This is a genomic window from Candidatus Omnitrophota bacterium (genome assembly GCA_041653595.1).
GTDB lineage: Bacteria > Omnitrophota > Gorgyraeia > Pluralincolimonadales > Pluralincolimonadaceae > Pluralincolimonas.
In genome coordinates this window covers 1-17,217 of sequence record JBAZFB010000013.1, presented here as the reverse complement: position 1 = coordinate 17,217, position 17,217 = coordinate 1, and the positions used below count along the sequence as shown (strand labels likewise).

Below are 17,217 nucleotides of genomic sequence, written 5' to 3'. Positions count from 1 at the left end.
GATGCCGTCTTTCAGGGAGATCGTGGACTTCATGACTTTTCCGCTGCGCGCGGTCACCCTATTCGAGGAAGACAAATGGGGGTTATCCTCGCTCGCTTCGGAACGTTTCAGCTACGTAAAGAAAGAGGTAAGGGGATATTGCCTGGACGTAGGATGCGGCCGGAATAACAGGTTTATCGTCGAGTACCTGGGAGGAAACGGGAAAGGCATAGATGTATACCGGTATGAGGGACTTTCGGAAGAGAATGTCATAAAAGACGCTTCCCATTTCCCTTTTGACGACCGCAGTTTCGATTCGGCCACTTTTATCGCGAACCTGAACCACATACCCAGGCCGTTAAGGGATGTTGAGTTGCGGGAGGCGCACCGTTGCCTGAAGGACGGGGGCAATATTATCGTCACGATGGGTGACCCGCTGGCCGAGATCCTGGTGCACAAGGTCGTAATGCTGTACGATAAAATTTTCGGCACGCACCACGACGTGGATTCGGAGAGGGGGATGTCAGGCGACGAGGAGTATTACCTTACCGCCGCAGAGATCACCGGGAGGCTTAAGGCCGCCGGTTTCGTAAATATTAAAAAGAAATATTTTTGGACACAATGGTGTTTGAACGCGCTCTATGTAGCATGGAAAAAATGAACCCAAAAAAACTTAAGATCTTATTGATGGAGCCGTTATACCCGTCAAAAGCCGCCTGGGGCAGCGTTAAAAGCCAAAAAGGCTACCTGCCGCCGATGGGCATGATCTCGATATATACCCGGCTTAAATACCGCGGCTACGATGTCGATTTCCTCGATACAATCCTGGAGGACCTTAACGAGGCGTCCCTTGCCGCCCGCCTCCGCAGCGGCCGGTACGATGTGGTCGGGTTGCCGGTATACACCCCCACGGCCGATTATGCTTTCGCGACAGGAGCATTCGTAAAGAAGGTCCTGCCGGATTGCAAGCTTGTCATGGGCAATATCCATGTGACGACGATGCCGGAATTAAGCATGCAGCAGTGCCCCGAGATAGACTTCATAATCCGCCAGGAGGGAGAGAATACTTTAGAGGAGTTGATATTATCCTTGGCCGGGGGGGATAACAACCGGTCGGGCATCAAGGGCCTGGTTTATAGAGACGGGAAGAGGATAGCCGTTAATCCGCCGCGCGGCTTCATAGACGACCTCGATAGCCTGCCCCCGGGCCTTTACAGCGACATTGACCTAAAACGGTATGTCCCGCATCCGTCCCAATATGTGACATTGCCCAGTTACCCGTTCATAACGCAGCGCGGCTGTCCTTATTGCTGCACTTATTGCGGGGCGTCTATAATCTCGGGTAAGAAAGCGCGGCGCTATACGCCGGAACGCGTTATTGAGGAATTGAGGGTCCTTAAAGACGAGAAAGGCGCGCGAGGAATATATTTCCAGGATTCCACATTTACGATGAACAGGGCTTATATAATGAAATTAATGGACCTCATGATAAAGGCGAAACTGGACCTGAAATGGATATGCAACACGCGCGCCGACAGCGTCGACCTGGAGCTTTTGGACGCCATGTACAAAGCGGGAGGGAGGAAGATCGTCCTGGGCATAGAATCGGGAAACCAGGCGTCGCTCGATATCGTCCAAAAGAACACTACCGTCGAGAAACAGACCCGCGGCGTGGAATGGATACGTAAGGCCGGCTTCAAGTATGTGACCAGCTTCATTATCTGCCTGCCCGGCGAGACGGAAGAGATGGTCCGCAACACTATACGTTATGCCAAGACGTTAAACGCGGAGATGGCGATGTTTTACCTGCCGGTGCCGTATCCGGGGACAGTCCTGTATGAACGCTGCAAGGCGGACGGCGGTTTGCGCCAGGACGCCAAATGGAGCGATTTCTTATCCATCGATTTCGATAACCCCGTATACATAAACCCGAATTTCGGGATCGAGGGAATGAAATATTGGTACAAGCGCGCTTTTTTGGAATATTACGGTTCCCCCCGCATATGGCTGGCTAACCTGAGGTCTATGAACACAACGGAAGATTTCCGGCGCCTCATGCGCGGCGGGCAAGCGCTGGTTTCACTCGTTGCCAAGAATGCGTTTTTCTATATCCGCCAACAGTTTGACATGCTCGCCTCCCGTAAAAAAAGATGAAATGGCAATTAAGGTTTTTGAAGAATACCTTATCGGGCTTCCTGCCGTTTTCAAGGCAAATCAGGAAGTTAAAGGGAGATCTTTTTCCCGGCCGTGTTGCCCCGGAAGCGGTAGAGCAGGGGATACGGCAAGCGGAGTTGTTGCTTTCCGCGGGCTGTAAGACAGAAGGAAGGACCTTGCTGGAGGCCGGTCCCGGATGGATGCCGGTGATCCCCATCATTTTTTACCTCTCAGGGTGCAAAGAAATAATACTTATGGACGTAGAGAGATTGATCACCAGGAGGACGATGATAGGGACCGTGGAAGGGCTCCGGGAATACAAACACATGATCTCCGGCAGGCTGAAGATCCCCGTCCCTGAGGTCGAGAGAAAATTAGGGATCGACAGAAGCGTCGCTCTGGAGAAGATGCTGGGGAATTTTAATATGCAATATATGGCGCCGTGCGATATCCCGGAAGCCGGCCTTCCGGATAAATCCGTCGATATCATAACATCGCGCGCAACGCTGGAACATGTACCCGAAGCCGCGATCCCGGGCTTGCTTGCGGTCTTTAACCGGATACTGAAGGACGACGGGAAGATGTGCCATATTATCGACAATTCAGACCATTGGGCGCATAACGATAACAGCATACCAAGGCTGAACTACCTTAAGTTTAACGAGAATATCTTTGAGGCCGTCTTATCGCTGGACCGCCTGGATTATCAAAACCGCTTAAGGCATTTTGAATATGTCGAGGTCTTCAAAAGGGCGGGGTTTAAGATTGATTACGAGAAGGCGGAGGTCGACGAAACAGCCTTAAATGAGTTGAAAGATATAAAGGTTTGCAAAAGATACGCGAATATCCCAAGCCGGGAACTGGCAAAATTAGTCTCATACATAGTAGCGTCTAAGGCGTAACCTCCCTCCGGCGCCGAAGTTTTCCTATTGACAGAGCATAGGTTATAGCGTAAAATAGTATCGTTCATTATTAGAACGTTATCCGCAACCCAATTACCCTATGACACATATGGAAAATAACAGTAATTTCCTGAAGCCCAATGAGGACATGAGGAATCTCCAGCTGCTTGAGGAGATTTCGAGGGATTCTACCGCTTCCCAGAGGAAGCTTTCCGAGCGGTTAGGCGTAGCCCTGGGCGTGACGAATGCCTGCCTTAAAAAAATGGCCAAAAAGGGCTACATCAAGGTCAAAGGCATAAACCACAAGCGTATATCATATTTTCTCACCCCCGAAGGTTTTTCCGAAAAAACGAGGCTCACCTATCATTTCCTTGAATATACGGTCCACTATTACATAAATCTCAAGAAAAATCTAAGCGAGAAGCTTGACTTTATATCTAAACAGGGCGTAAAACGGGTGGTTTTCTACGGCGCCGGCGACGTCATGGAAGTGGCGTTTGTGATATCAAACGAGGCCAATATTGAGCTTTTGGGGATAGTCGACGACGATAAGGCGAAACAAGGCACGAAGAAATTCAATTTCATAATAGGCGGGCCGGAAACGATCGGGGGCCTTAAGCCCGACGCAATAATAATAACTTCCATGCGTTACAAAGACAAGATCCTCAAGAGAATAAGCGCAGACGAGGAGTTGGCTAAAATACCGGTACATGGTTTATAAAATATGATAGCTATAGCCCAGAATTGGTATGCGGTAAGGACGCGGTCGAACTACGAGTTCAAGGTAAGTTACCTCCTGAACAAGAGATCGATCAAGACCTTCTATCCGACTATCCTCAAATGGAGCAGGAGGAAAGACAGGAAAATAAAGGTGGCAAGGCCGCTTTTCCCGGGATATCTTTTTGTCGAGTGCTCTCCTACGGCAACGGATTGGCTTGAGGTCAAGAAGACGGAGGGCGTAGTCAATATTTTAGGGACTAAAACGGCGCCCCTGGCCATTCCCGTAGAGCAGATCGATAACGTAAGAAAGATAGTGGAATCGGGGATCGACCCGCTGCCGCATCCTTACCTGAACGTCGGCGAGCGGATCGTCGTGGTTGACGGGCCGTTAAGGGGCGCTATCGGCATATTCGAGAAGTTCAACGACAAGAAGGGGACGCTGATCATTTCGGTGGACCTTCTCGGCAGGTCGTTGGCTGCCGAGGTCGACAACAACGTGGTAGAGAGGCTGTAAAAGCAGGGCAATTTTTAAAAAAACAAAAAAACATGCGTAAAAGTTACAGGGATGTAACCAAAGGGGCGAAGCTCTGTCCTCAGAAAGCAAAGAGATGACCAAGAAAAAAGTTTTGGTGACGGGCGCAGGGGGTTTTATCGGGAGCCATTTAACCGAGAAATTATCCGCTTCCGGGTATAAAGTAAAAGCATTCGTCCATTATAATTCGAGGAATTCCTGGGGGTGGCTGGAGTCCTCACGGTGTAAAAACCGCATAGAGATAATCTCCGGCGATATACGGGATGCCGATATCGTCCGGGATGCAATGCGCGATGTCGAGATTGTTTTTCACCTTGCCGCTTTGATCGGGATCCCATACTCATACCATTCTCCGGAGGCATACGTTGAAACTAACATCAAGGGGTCCCTGAATATCTTACAGGCGGCGAAGGATTCGGACGTAAAAAAGATCGTCCACACGTCCACAAGCGAGATCTACGGGACCGCGCAGTTCGTCCCGATCACGGAAAACCACCCAATAAATCCCCAATCGCCGTATGCGGCGACTAAATCCGCTGCCGACGTTCTCGCCCTCTCATTTTACCGTTCGTTCGACCTTCCGGTCGCGGTCGTCCGGCCGTTCAATACCTACGGCCCAAGACAATCGGCGCGGGCCGTGATCCCCACGATCATCACGCAGATACTTTACGGGGGCAAAAAGATAAAGCTCGGGGCCCTGACCCCGACCCGCGATTTGACATACGTAGAAGATACGGTCGACGGGTTCATACGCGCAGGGGAATGCCGGAGGGCCATAGGCGAGATCATCAATCTCGGCAGCAACTCGGAAATCTCGATAGGGGACCTGGCCCGGACGATATCTCTCTGCCTTGGCCGCGACGTAAAGATAGATTCGACCCCGGAAAGGAAAAGGCCGGCAAAAAGCGAAGTCGAGCGGTTATTGGCCGACAATGCCAAGGCCAGGCGCTTATTGGGCTGGTCGCCGAAATACAGCCTGGAAAAAGGCCTTATGAAGACGATAGACTGGTTCAGGGGAAATAAAGATATCTATAAATCGGGTATCTATAACGTATAAAAATGATCCCTCTTTCTGTACCAAACCTGGGCGGAAGCGAATTACGGTACCTCAAGAAGTGCATCGACACTAACTGGGTATCTTCTTCGGGAGGTTTTGTAAAGGCTTTTGAGGATGCTGTCTGCCGCTACGTAAAGGCTAAGCATGCGGTCGCCTGCGTGAACGGCACGTCGGGCCTGCATATCGCGCTTACCCTCCTCGGCGTCGGGAAAAATGACGAAGTGATCGTACCGACTCTCACATTTATCGCGCCGGTCAACGCCGTCAAATATCTCGGCGCGGAACCGGTCTTCATGGACTGCGACGATTATTTGAATATCGATTGCGGAAAAGTACGGGAGTTTTGCGCGAAAGAATGCGCGCTTACGAAAGCAGGCTTAAAAAACAAAAAGACAGGAAGGATCGTCAAGGCGGTCATCCCCGTGCATGTCTTCGGGAACCCCTGCGATATGGAAGAGCTCATGAAGATCTCCAGGCAGTACCGCCTCAAAGTTATCGAGGATGCGACCGAAAGCCTCGGGGCATATTACACCTCAGGCGCTTATAAGAATAAATTCACCGGTACCGTTTCCGACATCGGCGTTTATTCGTTTAACGGGAATAAAATAATCACCACCGGCGGCGGAGGGATGATCGTGACCGGTAACGGGCTATTGGCGAAAAGAGCGAAATATTTGACAGAACAGGCTAAGGACGATCCTATAAGGCATCTCCATAATGAGATCGGGTACAATTTCCGCCTGACCAATTTACAGGCCGCGATGGGCCTGGCGCAGCTTGGGCGGTTAAAAGGTTTCATCAGGGTGAAGAAGGACAATTACGGAACATATAAAAAGTTACTAAAGGGGGTAAGGGGGATCGGGATACTCGGGGTCCCGGAAGGAACAGCGCCGAATTACTGGTTTTATTCGCTGGTCATCGAAAAGGAGGGATTCGGCGCGGACAGGGACAAGACGATGAAGCATCTGCTGGCAAAGGGCATCCAGACGAGGCCGATCTGGTACCTGAACCACCTCCAGAGGCCGTATCTCAGGAACCAGGCATATAAGATCGAAAAGGCGCCGCGGTATTGGAAGCGAGTCTTGAACCTGCCGTGCAGCACAAATTTGAACGTAAAACAAATAGAACGGGTAACCTCAGCTATCCGTGGTTTAAGGAGAGGTGACTAATATGACGGGAAGATTCAAGAAAACATTAATAAGGCCCAATTGCAGCATCAAACAGGCATTGAAGCAAATGGATGCCATGGGAGAGAAGACGCTTATCGTCGTGGACGACCGCAAAAGGGTCGTGGGGACGATCACGGATGGCGATATCAGGAGATGGATACTTAATGGAAAAAGCCTAAACGAGAGCCTGGTAAACGCGATGAACCGCCGTCCTTTGACCTTAAAGGAGGGGTTCGCCAAGGAAGATGCGAAAAACCTGATGCTTCAGCGGCAGGTCGAATGCCTGCCGGTAGTCGATGGAACAAAAAAAGTCATTTCCTGCCTATGGTGGACCGATCTCTTTGAGAGCAACCCGAAGAATTTTAAATCCTTAAAGCTTCCGGTGGTGATCATGGCGGGGGGAGAAGGGGTGCGGCTTCACCCGTTCACTAAAGTCCTTCCTAAGCCATTGATGCCGATCGGCGATAAGCCGATCATCGAGATAATCATCGACAGGTTTTTCGGTTACGGGTGTGAAGACTTTTACCTCTCTTTGAATTATAAATCAAACATGATCAAAGCATATTTCAGCGATTTTGAGCATAAATATAAAATTAACTATATCCTGGAAAACAAACCCTTAGGCACCGCCGGGAGCCTGCACCTTCTGAAAAACAGGATAAAGAAAACGTTTTTTGTAAGTAATTGCGATATCCTCATTGAGGCGGATTACGCCGATATACTGAGATTCCATAAAAAGAGGAAAAACAAGATCACGCTTGTAAGTTCAATGAAGAATTTTACGATCCCTTACGGCGTCTGTGAGATCGAGAACGGCGGGGTCCTGAGGGATATCAGGGAAAAACCAGAATACGATTTCCTGGTGAATACGGGCATGTATATCCTGGACGCGGCAGTCCTTAATGATATACCCAAGAACCGGTTTTACAATATAACCGACCTTATAGGCGACTATATCGAAAAAAAGGAAAAGATAGGGGTCTATCCGGTTTCAGAGAAATCGTGGCTGGATATGGGGCAGTTTGAGGCTTTACAGGAGATGCTGAAAAAGTTTAAGGCTTAACTTGAATATGAATAAGAAAATATTGCTCATCGGCGCGGGAGGGCATTGTAAGGTAGTCCTGGACCTTCTGCTGTCTACAAAAGAGTATGGAGTCGCCGGGATAATCGATATAAAGGGACGCCTCGGGGACAGGATCTTAGATGTGCCGGTAAGCGGTTCAGATCTCGATCTGCCGCGTTTCTTCAAAAAAGGAGTAAGGTATTGTTTTATTACGGTCGGCAGTGTAGGAGACACCCGTTTGCGTGTTAAACTGTATAACCTCGCGAAAAAATCCGGATTTACATTCCCGAACCTGATCAGCCCGCATGCGCTGGTATCTTCCTACGCTTTGCTGGGAGAAGGTAACTTCATTGGGCCACGGGTAACCATTAATGCCGGCTCTCAAATAGGGGATAATTGCATCCTTAATACAGGCGCTATCGTCGAACATGACTGCAATATCGGCGATTTTGTCCATCTTTCTCCCGGATCGGTGTTGAGCGGCGGCGTGAGCATAGGCAGCCATTCCCATATTGGCACCGGGAGTATTGTCATCCAGAACGTGAAGATCGGGGAAAGGACAGTCATCGGCGCAGGGAGCGTAGTCACCGGGGACATACGCAAAGGCATGGTCGCCTACGGTAACCCTTGTAAAGAGAAAAAAACGAATGCATAAGATATTTATCATCGCCGAAGCCGGGGTTAACCATAACGGCTCCCTTAAGACCGCAAAGAGGATGGTGGATGCGGCGGCAGTTGCCGGCGCCGACGCGGTTAAATTCCAGACGTTCAGCGCGGAATCGCTGGTTTCCAGATACGCGCCTAAAGCCGGATATCAGAAGATAGCTACCGGCGGGGGCGGGAGCCAGCTGGAGATGATAAAAAAACTGGAGCTGGATCTCGACGCCCATAAGGAATTACTGCGGTATTGCCGGAAGAAGAAAGTAACCTTTATCTCTTCGCCGTTCGACCTGAAGAGCATAGATTTCTTGGCTCACCTCGGATTAAAGATATTCAAGATACCTTCCGGGGAGATAACCAATCCGCCTTATTTGAGAAAGATCGGAAAACTCAAGAAGAGGGTCATCCTTTCCACGGGGATGTCCGATTTAAGGGAAGTGCGTTTTGCCCTGGAAGTCCTGACAGGTTCCGGGACAAAACTCGAAGATATTACAGTGCTGCATTGCACTACTGAATATCCCGCCCCTATGAAAGAAGTGAATTTGCGCGCCATGCTTACCCTCAAAAATAAATTCCGCGTGAAAGTGGGATATTCAGATCATACGCAGGGCATCGAGGTCCCTATCGCCGCAGCCGCGTTAGGAGCGGCTGTGATTGAAAAACATTTTACTTTGGATAAAAACTCGCCCGGCCCTGACCATAGGGCATCCCTTGAGCCGGATGAATTCAGGGCAATGGTTAAGGCGGTGCGCAATATAGAAACGGCCCTCGGTGACGGGGTAAAAAAGCCCATGCCCTCCGAATTAAAAAATAGAACGGCCGCAAGGAAAAGCGTTGTAGCTGCCGAGGACATAACGAGAGGGGATAGATTCACCGTTGAGAATATAACCGTAAAAAGGCCGGGTAACGGGTTAACCCCCATGATTTATGACCGGTTACTTGGCAAATCGGCTAAGAGGAATTTCAAAAAGGACGAATTGGTGACCTTATGACGAAAACGGCTCAAAATCTCGGTTATAGCGAAAGCCAGGAAAATTTAAGCGTCAGGATAGAAGCTCACAGGCGTTTCTCCAGTTTTAGCCTCGAAGATTGGCTGGAACGCCATTTACCGGCCGCGGAAGACGGCCTGATCCTTGATATCGGCTGCGGGAACGGGAACTTGTTTCCGGCCTATCTTAAAAAACTTAATCGAAAGGGAGGAATAGTCGGTATCGACAAGTCAAGAGAGCTGCTTTTACAGGCCCAGAAAGCAATCGCTGATTTTACGCCTTTGCTGCTGCAGTTGGACATGAACAACAAACTGCCTTTTCTTGAAAATACCTTTGATTACGCGCTTTCCGCATTTTCCATTTATTACGCGGATGACGCCGAAGCGATCATTAAAGACGTCAAAGAAGTTTTAAAACCACGGGGCGAAGTTTTCCTTATCGGCCCGACAGAAAATAACGCCAAAGAACTATATGAATTCAACAAGAAGCTTTTTAACCTAAACCACTCTATGGATGAAAAGGCAGCCAAAAGGACCGCCCGCCTTGAAAAGGAGTTTTATCCCATCGTAAAAGATGTTTTCGGGCAGGCCAAGAAGGAGATCATCCCCAGCAAATTGAAATTTCCGGACAAAAACGAGTTCATACGTTATTATACAGCGACCTTGCTTTTTAAAGAATCCTGTGAAAAGACCGGTATCGATCCTAGCCGGGAAAAATTAAATTCAATCCGGCTTGAATCCTGGGATATTTCCAAGGAAATGGCAGTGATCCATGGGAAGAAGAATGCATAAGAGAAAGATCGCGCTTTTTACCGGCAACCGCGCTGAATACGGGCTTTTACGGCCTTTGGTTAAGGAACTTTTATCGAGGCGCGGTTTCAATACCCAGCTGATCGTCTCGGGCAGCCATTTGTCGGAAAAATTCGGTAACACGCACTCCGAAATCGAATATTTTGACAGGTTAGAAGTCAAGAAAGTTTTATTACCCCAATCAGACTTGCCTGATAATGTGCTTCCGGTTTTTGCTGAACTGGTAAAAAGTGGAGCGCGGCTGCTTGGCAGGATACGGCCGGATATCCTTGTTTTGGCCGGAGACCGCTACGAGACTTACGCGATGGCAATATCTGCTTTTTACTCTAACATTCCGATCGCTCATCTTTTCGGCGGCGATCTTTCCCAGGGCGGAAATCTCGATGATTCGGTAAGGCACAGTATCACCAAGCTTTCGCACCTGCACTTCGTTTCTAACCAGGATTCATACCTTAGGGTATTGGGCCTGGGGGAAGAAAAGTGGAGGGTTTTTAATGTCGGCTCTACGGCGATCGATAATTTTTTATCCGGCGAATACGCTAAACCGAAGGAACTGGCCCGTGATCTTAAGATCGATCCCGATAGGGCGGTGATAGTCTTCACCCAGCATCCGGTGACCACCGAGAGCGAGCTCGCTTATAGCCAGATCAAGGAAAGCCTGGATGCCTTGAAAGAATTCGGCTGCCAGACGATCATCACCTATCCTTGCAATGATGCGGGCAGCGACCGGATGATCAAGGCGATAAAGGAATATGCCAGGGTACCGCACTTCAGGATAAGAAAAAGCCTGGGGTGGAAGAACTATTTCGGGATCTTAAGGATCGCCTCGGCGGTGGCCGGAAATTCCAGCAGCGGCATAATGGAAACGCCTGTCTTCAAGGTGCCCTGTATAAATATCGGAAGCCGTCAGCAGGGAAGGCTCAGGTCAGGGAACGTGATAGATGTGCCTTACAAAAAGACGGCGATCCTAATGGCGTTACGCAAAGCCGTTTCCGATAAGGCCTTCTTAAGGAAGGTAAGAAATTGCCGCAATCCTTACGGCAGCGGCAGGGCCGCTATAAAGATCGCTGACGCGCTTGAAAGGGTGACGCCGGGAAAATGTTTACTGCAGAAAAGAATGACTTATTAATAAGAGGTAAATCATGAACATTTTAGTGGTATCTCCCCATCCCGATGACGAAACTTTAGGCTGCGGCGGGACGCTTTTAAAACATCTTGCCGGGAAAGACAAGGTATTTTGGCTGATTTTGACTAATGTTTCCGAGGCAGGCGGTTACCCGAAAAACAGGGTGGTTTCCCGGCAGCGCGAGATTTCCGCTGTTGCTAAGAAATACGGTTTTTCAAAGGTGATAAAACTTGATTTCCCGACTACCGGGCTTGATACGATGGCGCGTTCCAAGCTGGTAAAAGCGGTGCATGGCGCAATTCTGGCCCTTTCCCCGGCCTGGGTTTACGCTCCGTACCGCTACGATGCGCATTCCGACCATCAGGTCGCTTTTGAGGCCGTGCAAAGCGCGGTGAAATCATTCCGAGCGCCTTCGGTAAAAAAGATCCTGATGTATGAAGTGCTTTCCGAGACCGAATTCCAGCTTCCTTTAAAAGGGAAAGGTTTCCTTCCGAACAGTTTTTCGGACATCTCCGGGCAGCTTAAGAAAAAAATCGGGATCATGCGTATTTACAAAGGCGAAATGAAAAGGCACCCTTTCCCGAGGAGCGAAAAGAATATCGAGGCTTTGGCTCTGTTCCGTGGCGCTTCTGCGGGAGTTAAATACGCAGAGGCGTTTATGATATTAAAGGAAATCTGGTAGAGAAGAATATGTACAAAAACAAGAAGATCCTGGCGTTAATTCCGGCCCGCGGGGGAAGCAAGGGTTTGCCGGGGAAAAATATCAAGATGCTGTCAGGGAAACCTTTGATCGCCTGGTCGATAGAGCAGGCATTGGCGAGCCGGTATATCGATAAAGTAGTCGTAAGCACGGAATTAGAGGAGATTGCTTCCGTCGCAAGAAAGTATGGAGCTGAGGTGCCGTTTATGAGGCCGAAAGACCTCGCGGCATCTTCGGCTATAATCGTCGACGTATTGATCCATGCGCTGAATTCCCTGGAAAGAAAAGGGCGCAAATTCGACTTTATCATGCTTTTGCAGCCGACATCCCCATTAAGAAATTCAGAGGATATAGACGCGGCAATAAGGCTTTTGTTCCGGAAGAATGCCCAGTCCGTCGTTTCTATCTGTCCGACTGAGTGTCATCCTTATTGGATAAACCGGATGTCAAGTGACGGGTTGATGGGCAACTTTATAGCAAAAAATGTCCGTAATAAAAACAGGCAGAAACTTCCGGTTTATTACCGTGTAAACGGCGCCCTTTATCTCGCCTCCGTTGTGTTTTTGAAGAAGAGCAGGGATGTTTACGGAAAGCCTACGTATCCCTATATTATGCCCCTGGAAAGGTCAGTAGATATAGATACTCCTCTGGATTTTGAGCTGGCAGAATTGCTGATGAGCAAACGCAAAGAGCTAATACGTTGAAATATACACGCATCATCCCCAGATTGGATATTAAAGGCCCTAACCTCGTAAAGGGTATTCATCTGGAGGGGCTGCGCGTTCTCGGGAAACCCGAGAAGTTTGCGCGGTATTATTACGAGAACGGAGCGGATGAACTGCTCTATATGGACGTGGTCGCGAGCCTGTATAACCGTAACAGCATCCACGCGATAATCGAGAAAACCGCGCGGGATATCTTCATACCCTTAACCGTAGGAGGCGGATTAAGGACGTTGGATGATATCCGCGATGTTTTGCGCGTTGGCGCGGATAAGGTTGCTTTGAATACCGCGGCTTTAAAAAATCCGAAGATCATCAGCGAAGCGTCGAGAAGATTCGGGTCATCGACGATCGTGGTCGCTATTGAAGCGATAAAACAGCCGGACGGGAGCTATTTAGCGTATACCGATAACGGCAGAGAATATACAGGCGTAGAAGTGCTGGGATGGGCCAAACAGGCCGAGCAATTAGGGGCAGGAGAGATCATGTTGACTTCGGTAGACAGGGAGGGTACCGGCCGGGGGTTTGACATTGAATTGACCAGGATGGTAGCTGACGCGGTCTTGATCCCTGTAATCGCGCACGGGGGAGCGGGGAGAACGGAGCATATATGCGAAGTTCTCTCGAAAACAGGAGCGAGCGCGGTCGCTATTTCTTCCATTCTGCATTACGATTTTATCAAAAGATTCGAAGTAGAATCCGCTGACTATGAGGAAGGGAATCTTGATTTTATTAAAAGCGGGAATGTATCTAAGATGATCCAGCCGGCTGGTTTGGCAGAAATCAAGGATTCGCTCACTTTAAATAACCTGAATTGCCGCCAGGTCTTACTATGATGATGAATAAAGAGATTATCTGCAAGGGGAGAGGGAATGGTTGAGAAGAAGGATGTCCTAAAACGGTATAGTCTGCCCGCGGAAGTTAAATTCTGCAAGAAATGCACGATCTCTAACCAAAGGCCGCGGATCACTTTCAACGCTGATAGTATCTGTTCCGCCTGCCAGTTTGCAGAATACAAAAAACAGCACTTTGACTGGAAAGAGCGGGAAAATGAGCTGTTGAAGCTATTGAAGAGATTCAAAAGAAAAGACGGCGGATATGAGGTCCTGGTCCCTTCCAGCGGAGGCAAAGACAGCGCGCGGATCGCGCACGAGCTAAAACACAAATACGGGATGAATGTGTTGACGGTTACCTGGGCGCCGCATCTTTACACGGATATCGGCTTCAAGAATTTACAGTCTATGGTACATGTCGGAGGGGTGGATAATATTTTAGGCACTCCTAACGGGATAATACACCGGAAACTGACTAAATTATCATTTGAGATACTAGGTGACCCGTTTCAGCCATTTATCTATGGCCAGGTTAACTTTCCTTTACAGATCGCGGTAAAACATCAAATCCCCCTCATAATGTACGGCGAAAACGGGGAGGTGGAGTACGGCGGGGATATGAAAAACGCTTTTAAACCTACCAGGGATTACAAAGGCGACCAGAAGAAACATTATTTCTCAGGCCTTGGCCCTGAGGACCTGATAAGCCTGGGCATAGAGGAAAAAGACCTGGTGCCGTATATGACTCCGCCGCATAAAGAGTTAGACGCGTTAGGCGCGGAAATCCACTTCTACGGCTATTATCATAAGTGGATACCGCAGGAGAATTTTTATTATTGCGTGGAAAACACCGGTTTTACCCCTAATCCCGTAAGGAATGAGGGGACTTATTCCAAATACGCTTCTCTCGATGACAAGATAGACGGGTACCATTATTACCTTGCGTTTATCAAATTCGGGATCGGCAGGGCGACGTCAGATTCTGCGCATGAGATCCGCGATGAACACCTCACAAGGGAAGAGGGGGTAGAACTTGTAAAGAAATTTGACGGGGAATTTCCCCAGAGATACTTTGATATTTTCTTAAAGTACTGCGATATCAGCGAGAAGCATTTTTGGGAGGTGATCGATAGCTGGCGATCCCCGCATATTTGGGAAAAAACTGGCGGCGAATGGAAATTAAAGCACGCAGTTTGGATGGATGAGAAGTAAATCGTGAAGATCTTATTGGTAGTTTACGATAACGATTCTTATATACACTGGTTTCCGCAAGGGCTTGCTTATGTAGCCGCTATCCTCCTGAAAAACGGACACGAAGTCGAAATATACAGCCAGGACGTGCATCATTACCCCGAAGAGCATCTTACCGGGAAACTGGATAAAGACAAATTTGACGTTATCGGCGTGAGCGTAGTCGGGGGATACTACCAGTACCGAAAACTGCTGAAGATATCCGCCGCCATAAATAAAGCTAAAAACCGGCCATTTTTCATAATCGGGGGGCACGGTCCGTCTCCGGAACCGGAATTTTTCTTAAAAAAGACGAAGGCCGACGCGGCAGTGATCGGGGAAGGCGAAATAACTGTTATTGAGCTCTTGGACGCCCTGGCGAATAGAAAGTCGTTGTCCGGCATCAAGGGAATAGCTTTCAGGTCTGGGGACGAAGTGCAGGTCAATGAGCGAAGAGACCCGATAAAGGACATAGACACCATACCATTCCCCGCGTACCGTTTGTTCCCTATCAGTTATTACCGGCTTTTCAGGATGCCGCATGTCAATAACAGCGATTTCGTCATGACTGTTTTGTCAAGCAGGGGCTGCACTTTTCAATGTAATTTTTGCTACAGAATGGACAAGGGATTCCGCGCCAGGCGCAACGAATGCATAGTTGATGAGATAAGCCTGCTGAAGCGCGATTTCGGCATAACTTACATCACCTTTGGGGATGAGCTATTGATGTCTTCGATCGAAAGGACGATTAGTTTATGCGAAGCGTTCCTGAAGGCAAAATTAAATATCCGCTGGGATTGTAACGGCAGGTTGAACTATGCCAAACCGGAAGTATTAAAAATAATGAAAAAAAGCGGTTGTACATTCATAAACTACGGTATTGAGTCTATGGATGACCTGGTCTTAAAGAATATGAAAAAAGGATTGACTGCCGAGCTTATTGTAAAAGGCATCGAGGCTACCTCAAAATCCGGGATATCCCAGGGTTTCAACATAATATTCGGCAATATCGGCGAAAATAAGGAAACATTGGATAAAGGGGTTGAATTTTTATTGAAATATGATAATGGCGCTCAATTGCGCACGATCCGTCCGGTTACGCCGTATCCCGGGTCCCCGCTGTATTACCACGCGATCAAAAAGGGATTGCTTAGGGATTGTGAAGATTTTTATGAAAACAAACACGTAAATTCCGACTTGTTGGCGGTTAACTTCACCGATATGACCGACGACGAATATTACGAAGCGCTATATGAAGCGAATAAACGCTTGCTGGAAAATTATTGTCATAATAGAGAACACAAAATGATCGAAGAGGCTAAAGACCTCTACTTTAACAAAAATAGAGATTTTCGGGGCTTCCGCCAGAGTTAGAAGATGAGAGTGATCTGGGTGGAAAAACTATGTGCCCTGGATGTGGCCGCGGCAATCTTCTTACAGCCTTTTTCTAATCATGTTATATATTATGGCGAACGCTCGGAATCCGTTATGGCCCGGAAGATGATCGCTTTTATTAAACGGCGCAAGGCCCGCCTTAACGTATTCCCCTTTAGCTTGTCCCTGGAAAAGGAAGGCCCTGACGGGCAGACGCTGGCATATGACGCAAACGAAGATACGCTTTTGCTATGCGAGAGATCCCTAGAGGCCTATGCTGGCGGCAGGCCTTTAAGGCTAAAGAATGCTATAAGCTGCTATATATCGACGATGATGTCCGACAAAGCGGCATTTGCGGTCGTTGCCAGGACGAGAGCAAAGACGATGAAGGACAATGCCCATGCCATAAGGTTTGAGCGGCATCCTATGAATAAAATGCTATGCCGGCTTTACGAGGAAAGAACTTTTATAGTCAAAGAGTCTTTGGGCTTGGCTGGATATATGCGGGACGTAAAGACGATATTAAGTTTGGTGAAAAACGTCGTAACGTCAAAACTGATACCCGTCCGGCCAAGGTCAAATATCACAGATATAAGGCCGTCCGTATGGATAGAATACGACCAAGAGAGCAGTATTGATTTTGCTTTTTGGAAAAATAATATAAATAATACTTTTTTCAACATCGTCCATTATTTGGACAGAGGCGATACCCCTGTCCGGGATGAAATAACCGGTGAAATAGAAAAAAGCGGAGCGCTGTGGGTCGACGCCCACCTAGGGTCAATAGCGTCAAATATCAGCATCCCGATGCTGACGGCGCTTGCCAAAGATCTGTTCAAGCGGGACACCCGGCCATTTTGGTTGAAAATATTCGATTTTGAATACGCTTTTTGGAGATCGGCCTATGCCGCGTATTTCAAGAAATTTAAGGTCAAGATACTTATACAGTATCAGGAGTGGTCCTGGAAGCAGGAAGCGCAGGCGGCGGCTGTTGAATCGGCGGGAGGCATTATGATGGGGTTCCATTGGTCTAGCTATCTCTGCCGGATGAAACCCTCGCACCTCTTTCCGTTCCACGTATTTTTTGAATGGGGCAGAATATTCGAAAAATTTTTGCCGGTGGAAGACGGCATCTGCGATTACTGGCTTCCTTCGGGATTGTGGATTGATAAAGATGAAGATGACCTGAGCGGAATAG

Annotated in this window: 18 protein-coding genes; all 18 read left to right on the top strand. The window is 48.5% G+C overall.

From position 1 onward, the window contains the following. The first annotated feature begins 1 nt into the window (after position 1). Entirely contained in the window at positions 2 to 640 is a 639-nt protein-coding gene (locus WC317_05920) for a class I SAM-dependent methyltransferase (protein MFA5339662.1), read from the top strand. Further along, on the top strand, positions 637 to 2,133 hold the full coding sequence (locus WC317_05915; GenBank protein ID MFA5339661.1) for a radical SAM protein: 1,497 nt from the start codon (positions 637 to 639) through the stop codon (positions 2,131 to 2,133). Before WC317_05920 ends, WC317_05915 begins: the two co-directional genes overlap by 4 nt. 17 nt (positions 2,134 to 2,150) lie before the next feature. Further along, a complete protein-coding gene (locus tag WC317_05910) occupies positions 2,151 to 3,035 on the top strand; it encodes a class I SAM-dependent methyltransferase (protein MFA5339660.1) in 885 nt (294 codons plus the stop codon). Between the two features lie 109 nt (positions 3,036 to 3,144). After that, positions 3,145 to 3,756, top strand: a complete 612-nt coding sequence (locus WC317_05905) for a winged helix-turn-helix transcriptional regulator (protein ID MFA5339659.1) — start codon at positions 3,145 to 3,147, stop codon at positions 3,754 to 3,756. Between the two features lie 3 nt (positions 3,757 to 3,759). After that, positions 3,760 to 4,269 (top strand): UpxY family transcription antiterminator, encoded by a 510-nt coding sequence (locus tag WC317_05900; GenBank protein ID MFA5339658.1) that lies wholly within the window; start codon positions 3,760 to 3,762, stop codon positions 4,267 to 4,269. A 94-nt stretch (positions 4,270 to 4,363) separates the two neighbouring features. After that, positions 4,364 to 5,344, top strand: coding sequence for an NAD-dependent 4,6-dehydratase LegB (locus tag WC317_05895; GenBank protein ID MFA5339657.1), 981 nt, complete (start codon positions 4,364 to 4,366; stop codon positions 5,342 to 5,344). A gap of 2 nt (positions 5,345 to 5,346) precedes the next feature. Further along, entirely contained in the window at positions 5,347 to 6,513 is a 1,167-nt protein-coding gene (locus WC317_05890) for a LegC family aminotransferase (GenBank protein MFA5339656.1), read from the top strand. 1 nt (position 6,514) lies between these two features. Next, complete coding sequence (locus WC317_05885) at positions 6,515 to 7,576, top strand: nucleotidyltransferase family protein (GenBank protein ID MFA5339655.1); 1,062 nt, start codon at positions 6,515 to 6,517, stop codon at positions 7,574 to 7,576. A gap of 7 nt (positions 7,577 to 7,583) precedes the next feature. Continuing rightward, on the top strand, positions 7,584 to 8,231 hold the full coding sequence (locus tag WC317_05880; GenBank protein ID MFA5339654.1) for an acetyltransferase: 648 nt from the start codon (positions 7,584 to 7,586) through the stop codon (positions 8,229 to 8,231). Next, positions 8,224 to 9,228, top strand: a complete 1,005-nt coding sequence (gene neuB / locus WC317_05875) for an N-acetylneuraminate synthase (protein MFA5339653.1) — start codon at positions 8,224 to 8,226, stop codon at positions 9,226 to 9,228. The genes WC317_05880 and neuB overlap by 8 nt, the downstream gene beginning before the upstream one ends. Continuing rightward, positions 9,225 to 10,016, top strand: a complete 792-nt coding sequence (locus WC317_05870) for a methyltransferase domain-containing protein (protein MFA5339652.1) — start codon at positions 9,225 to 9,227, stop codon at positions 10,014 to 10,016. Before neuB ends, WC317_05870 begins: the two co-directional genes overlap by 4 nt. Beyond that, a complete protein-coding gene (gene neuC / locus WC317_05865; protein MFA5339651.1) occupies positions 10,009 to 11,163 on the top strand; it encodes a UDP-N-acetylglucosamine 2-epimerase in 1,155 nt (384 codons plus the stop codon). The genes WC317_05870 and neuC overlap by 8 nt, the downstream gene beginning before the upstream one ends. A gap of 13 nt (positions 11,164 to 11,176) precedes the next feature. Then, entirely contained in the window at positions 11,177 to 11,842 is a 666-nt protein-coding gene (locus WC317_05860; protein ID MFA5339650.1) for a PIG-L deacetylase family protein, read from the top strand. An 8-nt stretch (positions 11,843 to 11,850) separates the two neighbouring features. Continuing rightward, entirely contained in the window at positions 11,851 to 12,564 is a 714-nt protein-coding gene (locus WC317_05855) for an acylneuraminate cytidylyltransferase family protein (GenBank protein MFA5339649.1), read from the top strand. After that, the gene (locus tag WC317_05850) at positions 12,561 to 13,418 is read left to right on the top strand and encodes an imidazole glycerol phosphate synthase cyclase subunit (GenBank protein MFA5339648.1); all 858 of its coding nucleotides are present in this window, start codon (positions 12,561 to 12,563) and stop codon (positions 13,416 to 13,418) included. Before WC317_05855 ends, WC317_05850 begins: the two co-directional genes overlap by 4 nt. A gap of 36 nt (positions 13,419 to 13,454) precedes the next feature. Beyond that, entirely contained in the window at positions 13,455 to 14,627 is a 1,173-nt protein-coding gene (locus WC317_05845) for an N-acetyl sugar amidotransferase (GenBank protein ID MFA5339647.1), read from the top strand. Between the two features lie 3 nt (positions 14,628 to 14,630). Then, positions 14,631 to 16,019: a radical SAM protein gene (locus WC317_05840; GenBank protein MFA5339646.1), complete on the top strand. Its 1,389-nt coding sequence runs from the start codon at positions 14,631 to 14,633 to the stop codon at positions 16,017 to 16,019. A gap of 114 nt (positions 16,020 to 16,133) precedes the next feature. After that, positions 16,134 to 17,217 (top strand): hypothetical protein (locus WC317_05835; protein MFA5339645.1); only part of this gene is annotated, 1,084 nt, incomplete at its 3' end.